The 14,387-nt window shown below is 72.6% G+C and carries 13 protein-coding genes and 1 riboswitch; of the genes, 5 read left to right on the top strand and 8 right to left on the bottom strand.

Going from position 1 to position 14,387, the window contains the following annotated elements; all coding sequences use genetic code 11:
- Window position 1: 1 nt before the first annotated feature.
- On the bottom strand, window positions 2-1,348 hold the full coding sequence (locus ABZ714_RS06080; protein WP_358823935.1) for a metallophosphoesterase: 1,347 nt from the start codon (window positions 1,346-1,348) through the stop codon (window positions 2-4).
- Window positions 1,349-1,453: 105 nt separating this feature from the next.
- A complete protein-coding gene (locus ABZ714_RS06075) occupies window positions 1,454-1,750 on the bottom strand; it encodes a hypothetical protein (protein WP_358823934.1) in 297 nt (98 codons plus the stop codon).
- Between the two features lie 127 nt (window positions 1,751-1,877).
- Between ABZ714_RS06075 and ABZ714_RS06070 the strand changes: the two genes are divergently transcribed.
- Complete coding sequence (locus ABZ714_RS06070) at window positions 1,878-3,215, top strand: D-alanyl-D-alanine carboxypeptidase (RefSeq protein WP_358823933.1); 1,338 nt, start codon at window positions 1,878-1,880, stop codon at window positions 3,213-3,215.
- A gap of 96 nt (window positions 3,216-3,311) precedes the next feature.
- On the opposite strand, the gene ABZ714_RS06065 is transcribed toward ABZ714_RS06070, so the two are convergent.
- The 3 genes from ABZ714_RS06065 to ABZ714_RS06055 form a co-directional block, all read right to left on the bottom strand.
- The gene (locus ABZ714_RS06065) at window positions 3,312-4,268 is read right to left on the bottom strand and encodes a YihY/virulence factor BrkB family protein (RefSeq protein WP_358823932.1); all 957 of its coding nucleotides are present in this window, start codon (window positions 4,266-4,268) and stop codon (window positions 3,312-3,314) included.
- A gap of 109 nt (window positions 4,269-4,377) precedes the next feature.
- Window positions 4,378-5,283, bottom strand: a complete 906-nt coding sequence (locus tag ABZ714_RS06060) for a decaprenyl-phosphate phosphoribosyltransferase (RefSeq protein WP_358823985.1) — start codon at window positions 5,281-5,283, stop codon at window positions 4,378-4,380.
- Window positions 5,284-5,426: 143 nt separating this feature from the next.
- Window positions 5,427-5,963, bottom strand: a complete 537-nt coding sequence (locus tag ABZ714_RS06055) for a phosphatase PAP2 family protein (protein WP_358823931.1) — start codon at window positions 5,961-5,963, stop codon at window positions 5,427-5,429.
- A 361-nt stretch (window positions 5,964-6,324) separates the two neighbouring features.
- On the opposite strand from ABZ714_RS06055, the gene ABZ714_RS06050 reads away from it, so the two are divergent.
- On the top strand, window positions 6,325-7,710 hold the full coding sequence (locus tag ABZ714_RS06050) for an FAD-binding oxidoreductase (RefSeq protein ID WP_358823930.1): 1,386 nt from the start codon (window positions 6,325-6,327) through the stop codon (window positions 7,708-7,710).
- Between the two features lie 82 nt (window positions 7,711-7,792).
- Window positions 7,793-8,548, top strand: coding sequence for a decaprenylphospho-beta-D-erythro-pentofuranosid-2-ulose 2-reductase (locus ABZ714_RS06045; protein WP_358823929.1), 756 nt, complete (start codon window positions 7,793-7,795; stop codon window positions 8,546-8,548).
- Window positions 8,549-8,583: 35 nt separating this feature from the next.
- Here the strand turns inward: ABZ714_RS06045 and ABZ714_RS06040 are convergent, their stop codons facing one another.
- The 3 genes from ABZ714_RS06040 to glyA all read right to left on the bottom strand — a co-directional run bounded on the left by ABZ714_RS06040 (window position 8,584) and on the right by glyA (window position 11,964).
- Window positions 8,584-9,192 carry a 2'-5' RNA ligase family protein gene (locus ABZ714_RS06040; RefSeq protein ID WP_358823928.1) on the bottom strand — a complete coding sequence of 203 codons (609 nt, stop codon included), beginning with the start codon at window positions 9,190-9,192 and terminating at the stop codon, window positions 8,584-8,586.
- Between the two features lie 331 nt (window positions 9,193-9,523).
- Window positions 9,524-10,537, bottom strand: coding sequence for a tryptophan--tRNA ligase (gene trpS / locus ABZ714_RS06035; RefSeq protein WP_358823927.1), 1,014 nt, complete (start codon window positions 10,535-10,537; stop codon window positions 9,524-9,526).
- A 158-nt stretch (window positions 10,538-10,695) separates the two neighbouring features.
- Window positions 10,696-11,964 carry a serine hydroxymethyltransferase gene (gene glyA, locus ABZ714_RS06030; protein WP_358823926.1) on the bottom strand — a complete coding sequence of 423 codons (1,269 nt, stop codon included), beginning with the start codon at window positions 11,962-11,964 and terminating at the stop codon, window positions 10,696-10,698.
- A 33-nt stretch (window positions 11,965-11,997) separates the two neighbouring features.
- A riboswitch (ZMP/ZTP riboswitch) is annotated at window positions 11,998-12,088 on the bottom strand.
- Between the two features lie 214 nt (window positions 12,089-12,302).
- Between glyA and rocD the strand changes: the two genes are divergently transcribed.
- Both rocD and ABZ714_RS06020 read left to right on the top strand, forming a co-directional pair.
- Complete coding sequence (rocD, locus tag ABZ714_RS06025) at window positions 12,303-13,508, top strand: ornithine--oxo-acid transaminase (RefSeq protein ID WP_358823925.1); 1,206 nt, start codon at window positions 12,303-12,305, stop codon at window positions 13,506-13,508.
- Window positions 13,509-13,664: 156 nt separating this feature from the next.
- Entirely contained in the window at window positions 13,665-14,222 is a 558-nt protein-coding gene (locus ABZ714_RS06020; protein ID WP_358823924.1) for a carboxymuconolactone decarboxylase family protein, read from the top strand.
- The last annotated feature ends 165 nt before the right edge of the window (window positions 14,223-14,387 follow it).

Genomic DNA, 14,387 nt, shown 5'->3' with positions numbered 1-14,387 from the left:
GTCACGCCTCCGGGGACGCCAGCTGGACCATGGTGATATCGGAGTCGGCGCCCACCCGGACCGGCGGCCCCCAGGCGCCCGCGCCCCGGGTGACGTACAGCTGGGTGTCCCCGTACCGCTCCAGGCCCGCGACCGTCGGATTGGCCAGGGCCGCCAGATACTCCCCCGGCCAGAGCTGGCCGCCGTGGGTGTGGCCGGAGAGCTGGAGGTCCACGCCGTGCTTCCGCGCGTCGTGGACGACGACGGGCTGATGGGCCAGGAGTACGGCGGTACGGCCGCGATCGCGGTCGCCGAGCGCCTTCTCGAAGTCGGGCCCCTTGCCCTCGCTCTCGCCCGCCAGATCGTCCACCCCGGCGAGGTCGAAGCCCGCCGCGATCTCCACCCGCTCGTTCTCCAGCGGCCGCAGGCCCAGCTCGCGGACATGGTCCACCCACTGCTGCGCGCCGGAGAAGTACTCGTGGTTGCCGGTGACGAAGAACGAGCCGTGGCGCGCCTCCAGACCGGTCAGCGGCTCGGCGGCCGGGCCGAGGTCCTCGACGTTCCCGTCGACCATGTCGCCGACGATGGCGATCAGATCGGGATTGGCCCGGTTGATGGTGTCGACGATCCGCTGGGTATGGGCCCGGCCCAGGATCGGACCGAGGTGGATATCGCTGACCACGGCGATCCGGAAACCATGGGCCGACCTGGGGAGTTTGGCCAGCGGGACGGTGACCCGCTTGAGGCTCGGTCCGTTGAGTACGCCGTACGTGCCGAAGCCGACGGTTCCCACAGCGGCGGCGGCCGCTCCCCCGCCGACCACCCGGGAGACGAACATGCGCCGCGACACGCCGCCGCCGGGCCGCACCGAGGGCTCCGGCCCCGAGGGGGCGGGCGCGGTGGCCACGGGCGCGGCCTCCGGCTCGGTGGCGGTGGCGGTGGCGGCGGTGACAGGGGCAGGGGCGGGCTCGGCTGCCGGGACCGACGCCGGTTCGGTGGCCATCGGCGCCGGGGAGTCGGCGAGCACCGTGACGGTCCCCGCGCGGGCGTCGCGCCGGGCGGCGAGCCTCAGCCAGCCGAACCGTATGACCTCACCCGCCACCAGGAACAGCACCAGATACAGCAGGACCGCCAGCCACAGGAACCCCGGCCAGGCGAGGACCTGCTGGAGCTCGAACGGCACCCCCGAGCGGGCCGAGAACTGGGCCCCGACGGAGATCAGCGGCAGTACGGTCAGCACCACCGCGCCGATCCGGCGCGCCTTCCGGCTGGTGGTCAGATCGCGGACGAGTCTCCGCCATACGTACCAGTGCGCCGCCGCGAGCAGTGCGATCACCGCGACCACCGCGAGCAGGACGACCACGATCACAGACCGCTCCCTCGTTCTCCGTGCGCTGCCGGGGAACCCGGTCCGATCCGGGGCCCTCCGGGCATCTCAACGCGTCAGCCGCGCCGCTCGTGCCCGGATCCGGAGTCAGGCTCCGCTCGGGCCGCCGGAACCATGATCCACCCCGGCGGTTGTCACCGCGTCCTGATCCCGTCGCAGCGCCCTGACGCTCCGGAACCCGATGACGCCGATGACCGTCCCCAGAAGAAACGACACGACGGCGAGCACCAGATGGACCCAGAAGTAGCCGGTGGGGTCACCGGCTTCGTCGAAGGCGAGTCCGCTGCCGTCCTTCCAGAGATTCCGGACGAAAGATATCCAGATGAACCAGCTCCACGCCCCGAAGGCGAGCAGGAACCAGGAGACGGGGCGGCTGAGCTTCATGGGACCAGTATCCGGACGGCGGGAGGGTGCGGGCAGCCGGGGTCGGACGCGCCCGGACCGGCCGCCGTCTCGGCGACTCGCCGACCCGACAAGCATATTTTCCTCTCCGACAGGTAATTTCTGGTCCGTGCCTGTTCTGAAGAAGACGGCCCTGACGGCCGCCGCCGCGTCGCTGCTGCCCGCGTTCGCCGCCTCCCCCGCGTTCGCGTCGGCCCGCGAGGGCGCCACCGCCGCCGCGCCGGACAGGACGGTCACCCGGGTCACCGCGCCCGCCACCCCGGGCCCCTCCACCACGCCTTCGGCCTCGGCCTCCACCTCGCCTCCGGCGGACGACGGCAAGCCGGGCGCGCCCGCCCGCAAGCAGCCCGCGCCCCCGGCCACGATGTCCACGGTCGGCGGCGCGCGGCTGGGGCTGCCCGGGACCCAGGTGAAGCTGGGAGCCGGCGCGCCCGTACTGCCGTCGGCCCTCAGCGCCCGGTCGTGGATCGTCGCCGACGCGGAGACCGGCGACGTCCTCGCCTCGCACAACGCGCACTGGCGGCTGCCGCCCGCCTCCACGATGAAGATGCTCTTCGCGGACACCCTGCTGCCCGAGCTGCCCAAGACGGACACCCACAAAGTGAGCTGGCAGGACACGGAGGGCGTGGGGCCCGGCAGCAGCGCCGTGGGCGTGAAGGAGGGGCTGACGTACACCGCCCACGATCTGTGGAACGGGGTCTTCCTGGTCTCCGGGAACGACGCGGTCCACGTCCTCGCGGCGATGAACGGCGGGATCGCCAAGACCGTCCAGGACATGCAGGCGCACGCGGAGGAGCTGCAGGCGCTGGACACCCAGGTCGTGTCGCCGGACGGGTACGACGCGCCGGGCCAGGTCTCGTCCGCGTACGACCTCACCCTGATCGCCCGCAGCGGCCTCCAGAAGAAGGACTTCCGGGACTACGCGGCCACGGCGAAGGCGAAGTTCCCGGGCAAGATGGTGGACGGCAAGCGGGAGAGCTTCGAGATCGTCAATACGAACCGGCTGATCACCGGGGACGGGGTGGCGCCCTATCCGGGGATCGCGGGCGTCAAGAACGGCAATACGACCCAGGCCGGGGCCACCTTCACCGGGGTCGCCGAACGCAACGGCAAGGTCCTCCTGGTGACCGTGATGAATCCGGACTCCGGCGAGCGGCAGGCCGTCTACAAGGAGACCGCTCGCCTGTTCGACTGGGGCTTCGCGGCGGCGGGCAAGGTCACCCCGGTGGGCGAACTGGTCGCGCCCCGTTCGGCGACGCCGCCGGTGGGCGCGGGCCCGGACAAGCACTCCGCCCAGACGGACCGGACGAAGAAGGCGTCCGCCGGGCAGGGGCAGGCGTCGTCGGGCGGGGTGGGGACGGCCCTGGCGATCGCGGGCGGTGTGCTGGTGGCCCTCGCGGCCGGGGTGTTCCTGGTCAACCGCCGCTGGCCGAGGCGCCGGGCCTGATCCGGGGCCGTACGGCTCCGGTCCCGTACGGGGCAGGAGTCGTACGGGACCGGAGCCGTACGGGACCGGAGCCGTACGGCTGTCCGGCGGGCGGCCTCAGGTCCGTTCGCCGGTCGGTCCGGTCGGCTTCCGTCCGTCGCCGGCGTCTGATTCCGGTTCCGTTTCTGAGTCCGGTTCCGGTTCCGTATCCTCATCGGCCGCCTCGCCCGGCTCCCGCGTCGCCGTCCAGGCCGCGCAGAACAGCAGCAGCTTCGCGGTCAGATTGATCCAGAGCAGCAGGGCGACCGGGACGCCGAACGCCCCGTACAGACTCCGCCCCGCGACCTCCCGGATATATCCGCCGATCAGCAGCTTCAGCGCCTCGAAGCCGACGGCGCCGATCAGTCCCGCGACCACCAGCCGCCGGCGCGGCGGATGCACCCCCGGCAGCAGCGTCAGCAGATAGAGCAGGATCAGGAAGTCGGCGGCGACGGCGATCACGATCGCCACGACCCGGAGCGCCACACCGGATCCGCCGCCGTCGAGGCCGAAGCGGTCCGCCGTCCACCCCACCGCCGTCGAGCCGATCGCCGAGGCCGCGAAGGACGCCAGGGCGGTGGCCCCGAGCCCCAGCAGGATCGCCGTGTCCCACCCCTTGCGGACGAACGGATTGCCCTGGTCGAGATCGTCGAGCCCCCACACGGCCCGCAGGCAGTCCCTTATCGACCCCACCCAGCCGACCCCGGTGATCAGCAGCAGGGCGCCCGAGACCAGCCCCACGGTCCCCGCGTTGGCGGCCAGGGCCCCGACGTCCAGCTGGTCCGAGATGCCGGGCACCTGGTCGCCGATCCGCTCCTCCAGGCGGCTCAGCCGGTCCTTGCTGAGCAGCGCCGCGCCGACCGCGACCGCCAGGCTGATCAACGGGAACATCGCGAGGAAGCTGAGGAAGGTGATGGCGGCGGCGAGCCGCGTCCAGTGCACCCGCTCCAGCGTCTCGTAGGTGTGCCAGGGGTGCGTCCGCGTCAGCCGGACGACCCACGGTCCGACGACGGGAAGCCTGCTCAACCAGTCCATGGGCTACGCCTACCCCTCCGTCCGCCGTCAACCTCCCGACCCGCCGGCTCGTCCGGTCCGCCCGTCCCGGTGTCGACGGCACCCCGGGCCGCCCCGGCGCGCCGGGCTCTCACAGTCCGGCGACCGCCAGCCCGTACATCGCCGCCCACACCACACCGATGACGGCCAGCGCCCGGTCGCCCAGGACGACGTCCTCGGGCGCCCCGGCCGCGCCCCGGTCGGCGAAGACCGCGTACCGCAGCACCGCCAGGATGAAGGCGATCACCGAGAGCTGGCGCCAGGGCAGCAGGGCCGTTCCGGTGGCCGTACCGCCGCCTTCCAGGGCCCAGAGGCAGTAGCCCAGGACGGCGACCCCGGCCGCGAGCTGCCAGACGAACCGCAGATAGCCGGTGGTGTACTCGCCGAGCAGCGCACGGGTCGCGCCCCGGCCGCCGTCCGCGTCCGCCATCCGTACGGCCTCCGAGTAGCGCTTGGCCGCGACCATGAAGAGGGCCCCGAAGCCGGTGGTGATCAGAAACCACCGGGAGAGGGGGATGGCGAGCGCCACCCCGCCGATCATCGCCCGCATCAGGAAACCGGTGGTGACCACGGCCATGTCGACGACCAGGACATGCTTCAGCCGAACGCAATAGGCGAGTTGCATCACCAGATACGCGCAGATCAGCGCGCCGGTCATGGCGTTGCAGAGCGCGAGGGCGCCGGTGACGGCGAGGACGGCGAGCAGCGCGCCGGTGGCGTGGGCGAGGGGGACGGGGACGGTCCCGGCGGCGACCGGACGGTGGCGCTTCTCCGGGTGGGCCCGGTCGGCCTCGGCGTCGCGGGCGTCGTTGATCAGATAGACGGCCGCGGCGGCGGCCGTGAAGAGGACGAAGACGACGGCCAGCCGGGCCGCGTTGCGGGGGTCGTCCAGTTCACCGGCGGCGGCGGGCGCGGCGGCGACCAGGACGTTCTTCACCCATTGGCGGGGGCGGGTGGTCCGGACGAGACCGGTCAGTACGGCGGCGGCGCCGCGGATGCCCGTACCGCGTACGGGGGCGGTGGGGGCGGGGACCTTCGCGCCGTTTCCGGCTCCGCTTCCGTTTCCGGTGTCGTCGGCGGTTCCGCTTCCGTCTTCGGGCCGTTCGCGCCGGTCCAGCAGGACGAACCGGTGTTCGGTGGTCACTGGGGCCTCCCGGGGCGGGTGAGGGCCGTACGGATACCGGGTGCGCGGCCGGCCGCCGCCCTGGCCGTGAGGCCGCCGATGAGGGCACCGGCGACCACATCGCTCGGATAGTGGACCCCGGCCACGACTCGGGAGACGCACATCGCGGCGGCGACGACGGCCGGAGCCGTGCCGGGCCCCGGGGTCCCGGATCCGGGGCGCAGCGCGCCGAAGGCGAACGCGGCGGCAGTGGCGGAAGCGGCGTGGCAGCTGGGGAAGGAGTGGCGTCCGGCGGTACGGACGAGGGCGCCGCGCCCTTCGTACGCAGGCGGCCTCGGGCGGCGTACCACCTGCTTGACGGCCATCCCCGCGAGATGGGCGCCCACGACGACGGCGGTGGCCCGCAGCCAGGCCGGGCGGCGGGCGGGGTCGACGGCGGCACCGGTGAGCCCGGCGGCGAGCCAGAGCGCCGCGTGCTCCCCGGCGTGGGAGAGGGCCCGGGCGGCCGAGGCGACGGCCGGACGGTCACCGCCCGCCCGCAGCAGGGCGAGCACCCGGAGGTCGAGCGACCGGAGGTAGGGGGCGCGCGGGCCGGGACCTCGACGTGCGGCCCCCGGGGCCGCGGTACCGGACCGGTCCCGACCGGGCGTACCGGACCCGGGTGGGGGCGGCGCCTCCGTAGCCGTACCGCCTTCCCTGTGTCCCACGCTCCACCGCCCCTTCCCGGCACCGTCCGTCGCCGATTCGCCCCGTGCGCCCCATCGGCTTCATGAGCCGCGGCGGGCACGGGGGACTCTTCTGGCCCGTACGCCGACTTTCACGTCACGATCGGATGACACTCCTTTAATCACCCGTTTCGGCGAGTCCCCGAGGTACTCCAAAAATGTGGGCATAAGCGGCGATACCGTCACGAGTATGGCTGCCGACATCCGTACCACCCCGCTCGCCGACGCCGACGACCCGTTCGTGTCCGTCACGGGCTGGGGCCGTACCGCGTCCACGACGGCATACGTCCGCCGCCCCCGGACCCCGGAACAGACCGCGGCGGCCGTACGGGAGTGGGGCGCGCGCGGCGGGATCCCCCGGGGGCTCGGCCGGGCCTACGGCGACGCGGCGCAGAACGCGGGCGGCTGCGTCCTCGACATGACGGGCCTCGACCGGATCCACTCGATCGACGCGACCGCCGGCACGGTCGTCTGCGACGCCGGGGTCAGCCTGCACCGGCTGATGGAGGTACTGCTGCCACTGGGCTGGTTCGTCCCGGTCTCCCCCGGCACCCGCTACGTCACCGTCGGCGGGGCGGTCGGCGCCGATATCCACGGGAAGAACCACCACGTCAGCGGCGGGTTCACCCGGCATGTCGACGCCTTCGACCTGCTCACGGCGGACGGCACCGTACGGACCGTGACACCGGGCACCGAACTCTTCGACGCCACGGCGGGCGGAATGGGCCTGACGGGTGTGGTGCTGACCGCCGCCGTACGGCTGCACCGCGTGGAGAGCTCGTACATGCTGGTCGACACCGAGCGCGCCACCGACCTGGACGACGCGCTCGCCCGGCTCTCCGCCGACGGCGAGCGGCACCGCTACTCCGTCGCCTGGATCGATCTGCTGGCGCGCGGCCGGGCCACCGGGCGCTCCGTACTCACCCGGGGGGAGCACGCGCCGCTCGACGCGCTCCCCGCCCGCGCCCTGCGCGCCCCCCTCGCCTTCCGCCCCGGCGGACTGCCCGCCGCCCCCGCCGCCGTACCGCCCGGGCTGCTCAACCGGGCCACGGTCGGACTCTTCAACGAACTCTGGTACCGGACCTCGCCCCGGGCCGCCACCGGCCGGATCCAGCGGCTCAGCTCCTTCTTCCATCCGCTGGACGGGGTGCCCCACTGGAACCGGATCTACGGCCGGAACGGATTCGTCCAGTACCAGTTCGTGGTCGGCCACGGCCAGGAGGAGACACTGCGCCGGGTCGTCCGGCGGATCTCCCGGCGCCGCTGCCCCTCCTTCCTCGCGGTACTGAAGCGGTTCGGGGCGGGCGACCCGGGCTGGCTGTCGTTCCCGGTGCCCGGCTGGACCCTGGCGCTGGACATCCCGGCGGGCCTGCCCGGACTGGGGTCGTTCCTGGACGGACTGGACGAGGAAGTGGTGGCCGCGGGGGGCCGGGTCTATCTGGCCAAGGACTCCCGGCTCAGGCCCGAGCTGCTGGCCGCGATGTACCCGAGGCTCGACGACTTCCGCGAACTGCGGGCCCGTACCGGCGCCGACCGGGTCTTCACCTCCGACCTGGCCCGCCGGCTCGCCCTCTGACTCTGACCGCCCTCTCTGACCGCCCTCTCTGACCGCGTTCTGTTCCGTTCTGTTCCGTTCTGTTCCGTGAAGGAGTACCCCGGTGAAAGACGCCTTCGGCGCCCCGCAGTCCCTGCTCGTCCTCGGCGGCACCTCCGAGATCGGGCTCGCCGTCGCCCGGCGGATGATCGCCCGCCGGACCCGGACCGTCTGGCTCGCGGGCCGTCCCTCACCCGAGCTGGACACCGCGGCGGACGGGCTGCGCGCCCTCGGCGCCGAGGTCCGTACGGTCCCCTTCGACGCGCTCGACCCGGCCGCGCACGAGGAGGTCCTCGGCAAGGTGTTCGCGGAGGGGGACCTCGATCTGGTGCTGCTCGCCTTCGGGGTACTCGGCGACCAGGCCAACGACGAGGGCGACCCGGCCGCCGCCGTCCGCGTCGCCCAGACCAACTACACGGGCGCCGTCTCCGCCGGTCTGGTCTGCGCCACGGCCCTGCAGAACCAGGGGCACGGGTCGCTGGTGGTGCTCTCGTCGGTCGCCGGGGAGCGCGCCCGCCGGAGCAACTTCATCTACGGCTCCAGCAAGGCCGGGCTCGACGCCTTCGCCCAGGGCCTCGGGGACGCGCTGCACGGGACCGGGGCGCGGGTGATGGTGGTCAGGCCCGGGTTCGTCCGGACCAGGATGACCTCGGGGCTGCCGGACGTACCGCTGGCGACCACGCCCGAGGCGGTCGCGCTCGCCGTGGAGCAGGGGCTGCGGCGGGGATCGGACGTGGTGTGGGTGCCGGGGGCGCTGCGGATGGTGATGGCGGCGCTGCGGCACGTACCGCGACCGCTGTTCCGGAGGCTCCCGGTCTGACCGGTCCGACCGTTCCGAGCCGTCGCCGTCAGCCGTCAGGTGGTGCGGGCGGGGTCGGCGGATTCCGGGCGCTCGGCGCGTTCTTCGACGGGGGCGGCCTGGGCCGGTACGGCGCCGAGTCCGCCGCCGAAGGCGTACGCCCGCAGCTTCCGCCAGACCCCGTCCGCGCCCTGCTCGTACAGGGCGAAGGAATCGCAGGTCCAGGACGCCTCGAAGGCGGCCAGCTCCTCGTAGGCCCGGTCCATCGCCGCGTCGTCGATGGCGTGGGCGATCGTGACATGCGGGTGGTACGGGAACTGCAGCTCACGGGCGAGCGGACCGGAACCGCCCCTGACCCGCTCCTGGAGCCGGGCGCAGGCGGCGCCGCCCGCGACGACCTTGACGAAGACGACCGGGGAGACCGGGCGGAACGTTCCCGTACCGGCGAGCCGCATCACGAACGGCCTGCCCACCGCCGCGACCTCGCGCAGATACGCGTCCACGGACGGCAGCGCCACGCGGTCGACCTCGGTGGGCGGCAGCAGGGTGACATGGGTGGGAATGCAGTGCGCGACGGGGTCCCCGAAGCCCGCACGCCGCTCCTGGAGGAAGCTGCCGTGAGGCTCCGGGACCGCGATCGAAACGCCGAGCGTTACGGTCCCCACGTCTTTCTCCCGTCCATCGCGTCGTGACTGCCGCCGGCAGCCGCTGTCTGATTCGTACTGCGTCATCATGCGTCCGGTGGTGCGGTGCGTTCTCACGGCGGGCCGTCCGCCGCCAGTGTGGCCGGTGGGCGGCGGATCGGCCAGAGACGCAGAACACACCGTCAATTGGTCCGAACGGGCCACGAAAGCGGCCCGTACCTGCTGGGCACCGCGGCCCGCCACGCTCCGTCCCGTACCGCCCGAAACGGACCTCTGCCGGGCCCGGGGCGGCCCCGGAACAGGCACCGGGAGCCGGAACCCGGCCCCGGGCGACCGCCCCGGGCGGCGGCCGTCAGTGCTTGGCGGGCAGGAAACCGACCCGGTCGTACGCCGTCGCCAGCGTCTCGGCCGCGACCGCGCGGGCCTTCTCCGCGCCCTTGGCGAGGATCGAGTCCAGCGTCTCCGGATCGTCCAGATATGCCTGGGTGCGCTCCCGGAAGGGCGTGACGAACCCCACGACGACCTCGGCGAGGTCCGTCTTCAGCGCGCCGTACATCCGGCCCTCGTACTCCTTCACCAGCTCGGGGATCGAGCGTCCGGTGAGGGTGGCGTAGATCGTCAGCAGATTGCTGATCCCGGCCTTCTCCACCGGGTCGTAGGAGACGACCGTCCCGGTGTCGGTGACCGCGCTCTTGATCTTCTTCGCGGTCGCCTTGGGCTCGTCGAGCAGATTGACCAGGCCCTTGGGCGTGGAGGCCGACTTGCTCATCTTGATCGCCGGGTCCTGGAGGTCGTAGATCTTGGCGACCTCCTTGACGATGTGCGGCGCGGGGATGGTGAAGGTGTCGCCGAACCGGGTGTTGAAACGCTCGGCGAGATCGCGGGTCAGCTCGATGTGCTGGCGCTGGTCCTCACCGACCGGGACGGAGTCCGCCTGATAGAGGAGGATGTCCGCGACCTGAAGGACGGGGTAGGTGAAGAGACCGACCGTGGCCCGGTCCGCACCCTGCTTGGCGGACTTGTCCTTGAACTGGGTCATCCGCGACGCCTCGCCGAAGCCCGTCAGGCAGTTCATCACCCAGCCGAGCTGGGCGTGCTCCGGAACGTGACTCTGGACGAAGAGGGTGCAGCGATCCGGGTCGAGACCGGCCGCGAGGAGCTGGGCCACCGCGAGACGGGTATTGGCACGCAGCTCGGCGGGGTCCTGCGGAACGGTGATCGCATGCAGGTCGACGACCATGTAGAAGGCGTCGTGGGTCTCTTGCAGCGCCACGTACTGGCGGATCGCCCCGAGATAGTTCCCGAGGTGGAACGAGCCCGCGGTGGGCTGGATCCCGGACAGGGCGCGAGGTCGGACGGATGCCATGGGCGTCATTCTCTCAGGTGCCGGACCGGGCTCGGGCCGCCGGTGGAGAAAAGCCGGGACGGTGCCGGGCGGAGGCTCGTGACCGGGCCCGCGGGCCCTTCCGGGGGCTGTGGGAGCAGGGCCCGGACCCGGGCGGGTCCGGGCCCGGGGGTGGCGGGTCAGGTGGGGAGGCCCGGGGCGGGGTTGGCGGACATCAGGGCGGCGACCTCCGCGCGGATCCTGGTGAGGGTGTCCTCGTCGCCCGCGCGGGCGGCGGTCACCGCGCGGTCGATCCAGTCGGCGACCGTCGGCATGTGGTCGACGGTCAGCCCGCGGGAGGTGAGGGACGGGGTGCCGAGGCGGATGCCGGAGGGGTCGAAGGGCTTCCTGGGGTCGTAGGGGACGGTGTTGTAGTTGACGACGATTCCGGCCCGGTCGAGGGCCTTCGCGGCGATCTTGCCGGGGACGTCGCGGCCGGTCAGGTCCATCAGGATCAGATGGTTGTCGGTACCGCCGGAGACCAGGTCGAAGCCCTTGGCGAGCAGGGCGTCCGCGAGGGCGCGGGCATTGGCGACGACGGCGTGGGCGTAGGTACGGAAGGAGGGCTGGGCGGCCTCGTGGAGTGCGACGGCGATCGCGGCGGTGGTCTGGTTGTGGGGGCCGCCCTGGAGACCGGGGAAGACTGCCTTGTCGATGGCCTTGGCGTGTTCCTCGCGGGACATCAGCATCGCCCCGCGCGGGCCCCTGAGGGTCTTGTGGGTGGTCGTGGAGACCACATCGGCGTGGGGTACGGGCGAGGGGTGGGCGCCACCGGCGATCAGCCCGGCGATATGGGCGACATCGGCGACCAGGACCGCGCCGGACTCCCGGGCGATCTCGGCGAAGGCCGCGAAGTCGATGGTCCTGGGGAGGGCCGTACCACCACAGAAGATGATCTTCGGCCGCTCCTTGAGGGCGATCTCGCGGACCTCGTCGAAGTCGATCAGACCGGTGTCCGCGCGGACGCCGTACCGGACGCCGTTGAACCAGCTGCCGGTCGCGGAGACGCCCCAGCCGTGGGTGAGATGGCCGCCCATCGGCAGGGCCATGCCCATCACGGTGTCGCCGGGCCGCGCGAAGGCCAGATAGACGGCGAGATTGGCCGGTGAGCCGGAGTAGGGCTGGACATTGGCGTGCTCGACGCCGAAGAGCGCCTTGGCCCGGGCCACGGCCAGCCGTTCGACCTGGTCGATGACCTGCTGGCCCTCGTAGTAGCGACGGCCCGGATAGCCCTCGCTGTACTTGTTCTGGAGAACCGTGCCGGAGGCTTCCAGCACGGCGTGGGAGACATAGTTCTCGCTGGGGATCATCCGCAGCGTCTCGGCCTGGAGCCGCTCCTCGTCGGCGACGAGCCCGGCGATCTCGGGATCGGCGGCGGCGAGTGCGGGATGGGGCAGGGGAAGAGTCATGGCGTCCTCCGGGCTCGGGCTCTCACGAGTGGTCCGGGGTACCCAGGCGGGCGGCACCGCGTGTGCTCCTGCGCGCACGGCTTCCTCGGGGTGATCTCCCCGTACGCCAGTCGCCGCGCGTACCGCCACCCTATGCCAAGGGGATACGGCGGCGGGGTGTTCCGTGCCGTGCCGGGACCGCCCGCGCGCGAACCCGCCGGGCCGCTCCGGGACCGTACGGCGCGACCCGCCCCGGCGCGGAGGTTTCCCGGTCCGGCCGGCGAGTGACCATAGGAACAGGGGCGGCGATCCCGCCCCACCGGAAGGACCGTCCGGCTCGCCCTGAGAACGGAGACCCCGTGACTGCTTCGGAGCACGCCATCGCCACCGCGGAGGCGTACAGCGCGCACAACTACCACCCCCTGCCCGTCGTCGTGGCGACGGCCGAGGGCTCCTGGATGACCGATGTCGAGGGCCGCCGCTATCTCGATCTGCTCGCCGGTTACTCGGCCCTCAACTTCGGCCACGGCAACCGCAGGCTGATCGCGGCGGCCAAGGCCCAGCTGGAGCGGGTCACCCTCACCTCCCGGGCGTTCCACCACGACCGGTTCGCCGACTTCTGTACCGGGGTCGCCGAGCTGTGCGGCATGGAGATGGTGCTGCCGATGAACACCGGCGCGGAGGCCGTGGAGACGGCGGTGAAGACCGCCCGCAAATGGGGCTACCGGATCAAGGGCGTCCCCGACAACATGGCGAAGATCGTGGTGGCCGGGAACAACTTCCACGGCCGGACCACCACGGTGATCAGCTTCTCGACGGACCCCGAGGCCCGGGCGGACTACGGTCCGTACACCCCCGGCTTCGAGATCGTGCCGTACGGGGACCTGACGGCGATGGAGGCCGCCCTCACCGAGAACACCGTCGCCGTGCTGCTGGAGCCGATCCAGGGCGAGGCCGGAGTCCTGGTCCCGCCGCCGGGCTATCTCCCGGCGGTCCGCAGGCTGACCCGCGAACGGAACGTCCTCTTCATGGCCGACGAGATCCAGTCCGGCCTCGGCCGGACCGGCCGGACCTTCGCCTGTGAGCACGAGGACGTCGTCCCCGATGTGTACATCCTCGGCAAAGCGCTCGGCGGCGGGATCGTCCCGGTGTCGGCGGTGGTGTCGTCCCGGGAGGTGCTCGGGGTGTTCCGGCCCGGTGAGCACGGATCGACCTTCGGCGGGAATCCGCTGGCCTGCGCGGTGGCGCTGGAGGTGGTCGACATGCTCCGCACCGGCGAGTACCAGCAGCGGGCGGCCGAGCTGGGCGAGCATCTCCACCGCGAGCTGGGGGCGCTCACCGGCGGCGACGCCGTGGAGGCGGTCCGGGGCCGGGGGCTCTGGGCGGGCGTCGACATCTCCCCCGCGTACGGCACCGGCCGGGCGATCTCCGAGCGGATGATGGAACGCGGGGTACTGGTGAAGGACACCCACGGCTCGACGATCCGGTTCGCCCCGCCGCTGGTGATCACCAAGGAGGATCTGGACTGGGGGCTGGACCAGCTGCGGGCGGTCCTCGCGGGGTAGACCTCGACCCGGAGTCCCCGCCCGGAGGGACCGGGACGAGCCGGGCCCCGGGTGCCGCCGGGAACGGGCCGGGGTGGGGTGGGGGCTCGGACACGGTCCGAACCCGGCCGGTTCCGTTCGGGCGCGGCGGGAGGGCCCGGCACTAGATTCCTCCGTATGACGACATCCAGCGGAAGTCAGGACGAGTCGGCCACCGCCCCGGCGGCGGAACGGGCCCCCGACCGGTTACCCGAGCACACCCCCCGGATCGATCTCGGCGCCCTCGACCCGGGCGTCCACCGGGCGATGAACCAGCTGGACCGGGCCGTCCACAAGGTGGTCGACCCGGTTCTGCACGAGCTGGTGAAGATCCGGGCCTCACAGATCAACCACTGCGCGTTCTGTATCGATATGCACACCAAGGACGCGCTGGCGGCGGGCGAGACCGTGGAGCGGATCGTCCAGCTCTCGGCCTGGCGGGAATCGCGCCACTTCTACTCGGCGAAGGAGGTCGCCGCCCTCGATCTCACCGAGGCGATCACGGTCCCGACGGACGGTTTCGTCCCGGACGACGTCGTGGAGCGGGCGGCCAAGGAGTTCGAGCCCGCCGAGCTGACCGGGGTGATCGCGGCGATCAATCTCATCAACGTATGGAACCGGCTCGCCCTCACCGCCCGGATGGTGCCCGGCCACTACGAGCCGGGGATGTTCCCGTTCCCGGTCAGCGGGGACTGAGCCGTACGGCTCCGGGACTCAGGTGTACGGGCCCGGCCCGCCGTACTCCTCTGTCCCGCGCTTCTCGGGCCCCGTCCTCCGCCGAACGCGGGCGGCGGAGGACGGGCCCGCCGAGTCGGTCACGGTCGGCTCCCGGCCGGCGAATAGCCGGGAGGGCCGCGGTCC

This window comes from Streptomyces sp. NPDC006798 (assembly GCF_040635975.1).
Classification (GTDB): domain Bacteria; phylum Actinomycetota; class Actinomycetes; order Streptomycetales; family Streptomycetaceae; genus Streptomyces.
The sequence above is the reverse complement of the archived record's forward strand: the minus strand, read 5'-3'. Positions and strand labels throughout refer to the sequence as shown.

What these genes read in the sequence shown, in the direction of transcription:
- ABZ714_RS06075 (WP_358823934.1), bottom strand. Translation starts at nt 1,750, where the DNA reads ATGAAGCTCAGCCGCCCCGTCTCCTGGTTCCTGCTCGCCTTCGGGGCG.
- ABZ714_RS06065 (WP_358823932.1), bottom strand. Translation starts at nt 4,268, where the DNA reads ATGGACTGGTTGAGCAGGCTTCCCGTCGTCGGACCGTGGGTCGTCCGG.
- ABZ714_RS06050 (WP_358823930.1), top strand. Translation starts at nt 6,325, where the DNA reads ATGGCTGCCGACATCCGTACCACCCCGCTCGCCGACGCCGACGACCCG.
- trpS (WP_358823927.1), bottom strand. Translation starts at nt 10,537, where the DNA reads ATGGCATCCGTCCGACCTCGCGCCCTGTCCGGGATCCAGCCCACCGCG.
- glyA (WP_358823926.1), bottom strand. Translation starts at nt 11,964, where the DNA reads ATGACTCTTCCCCTGCCCCATCCCGCACTCGCCGCCGCCGATCCCGAG.
- ABZ714_RS06020 (WP_358823924.1), top strand. Translation starts at nt 13,665, where the DNA reads ATGACGACATCCAGCGGAAGTCAGGACGAGTCGGCCACCGCCCCGGCG.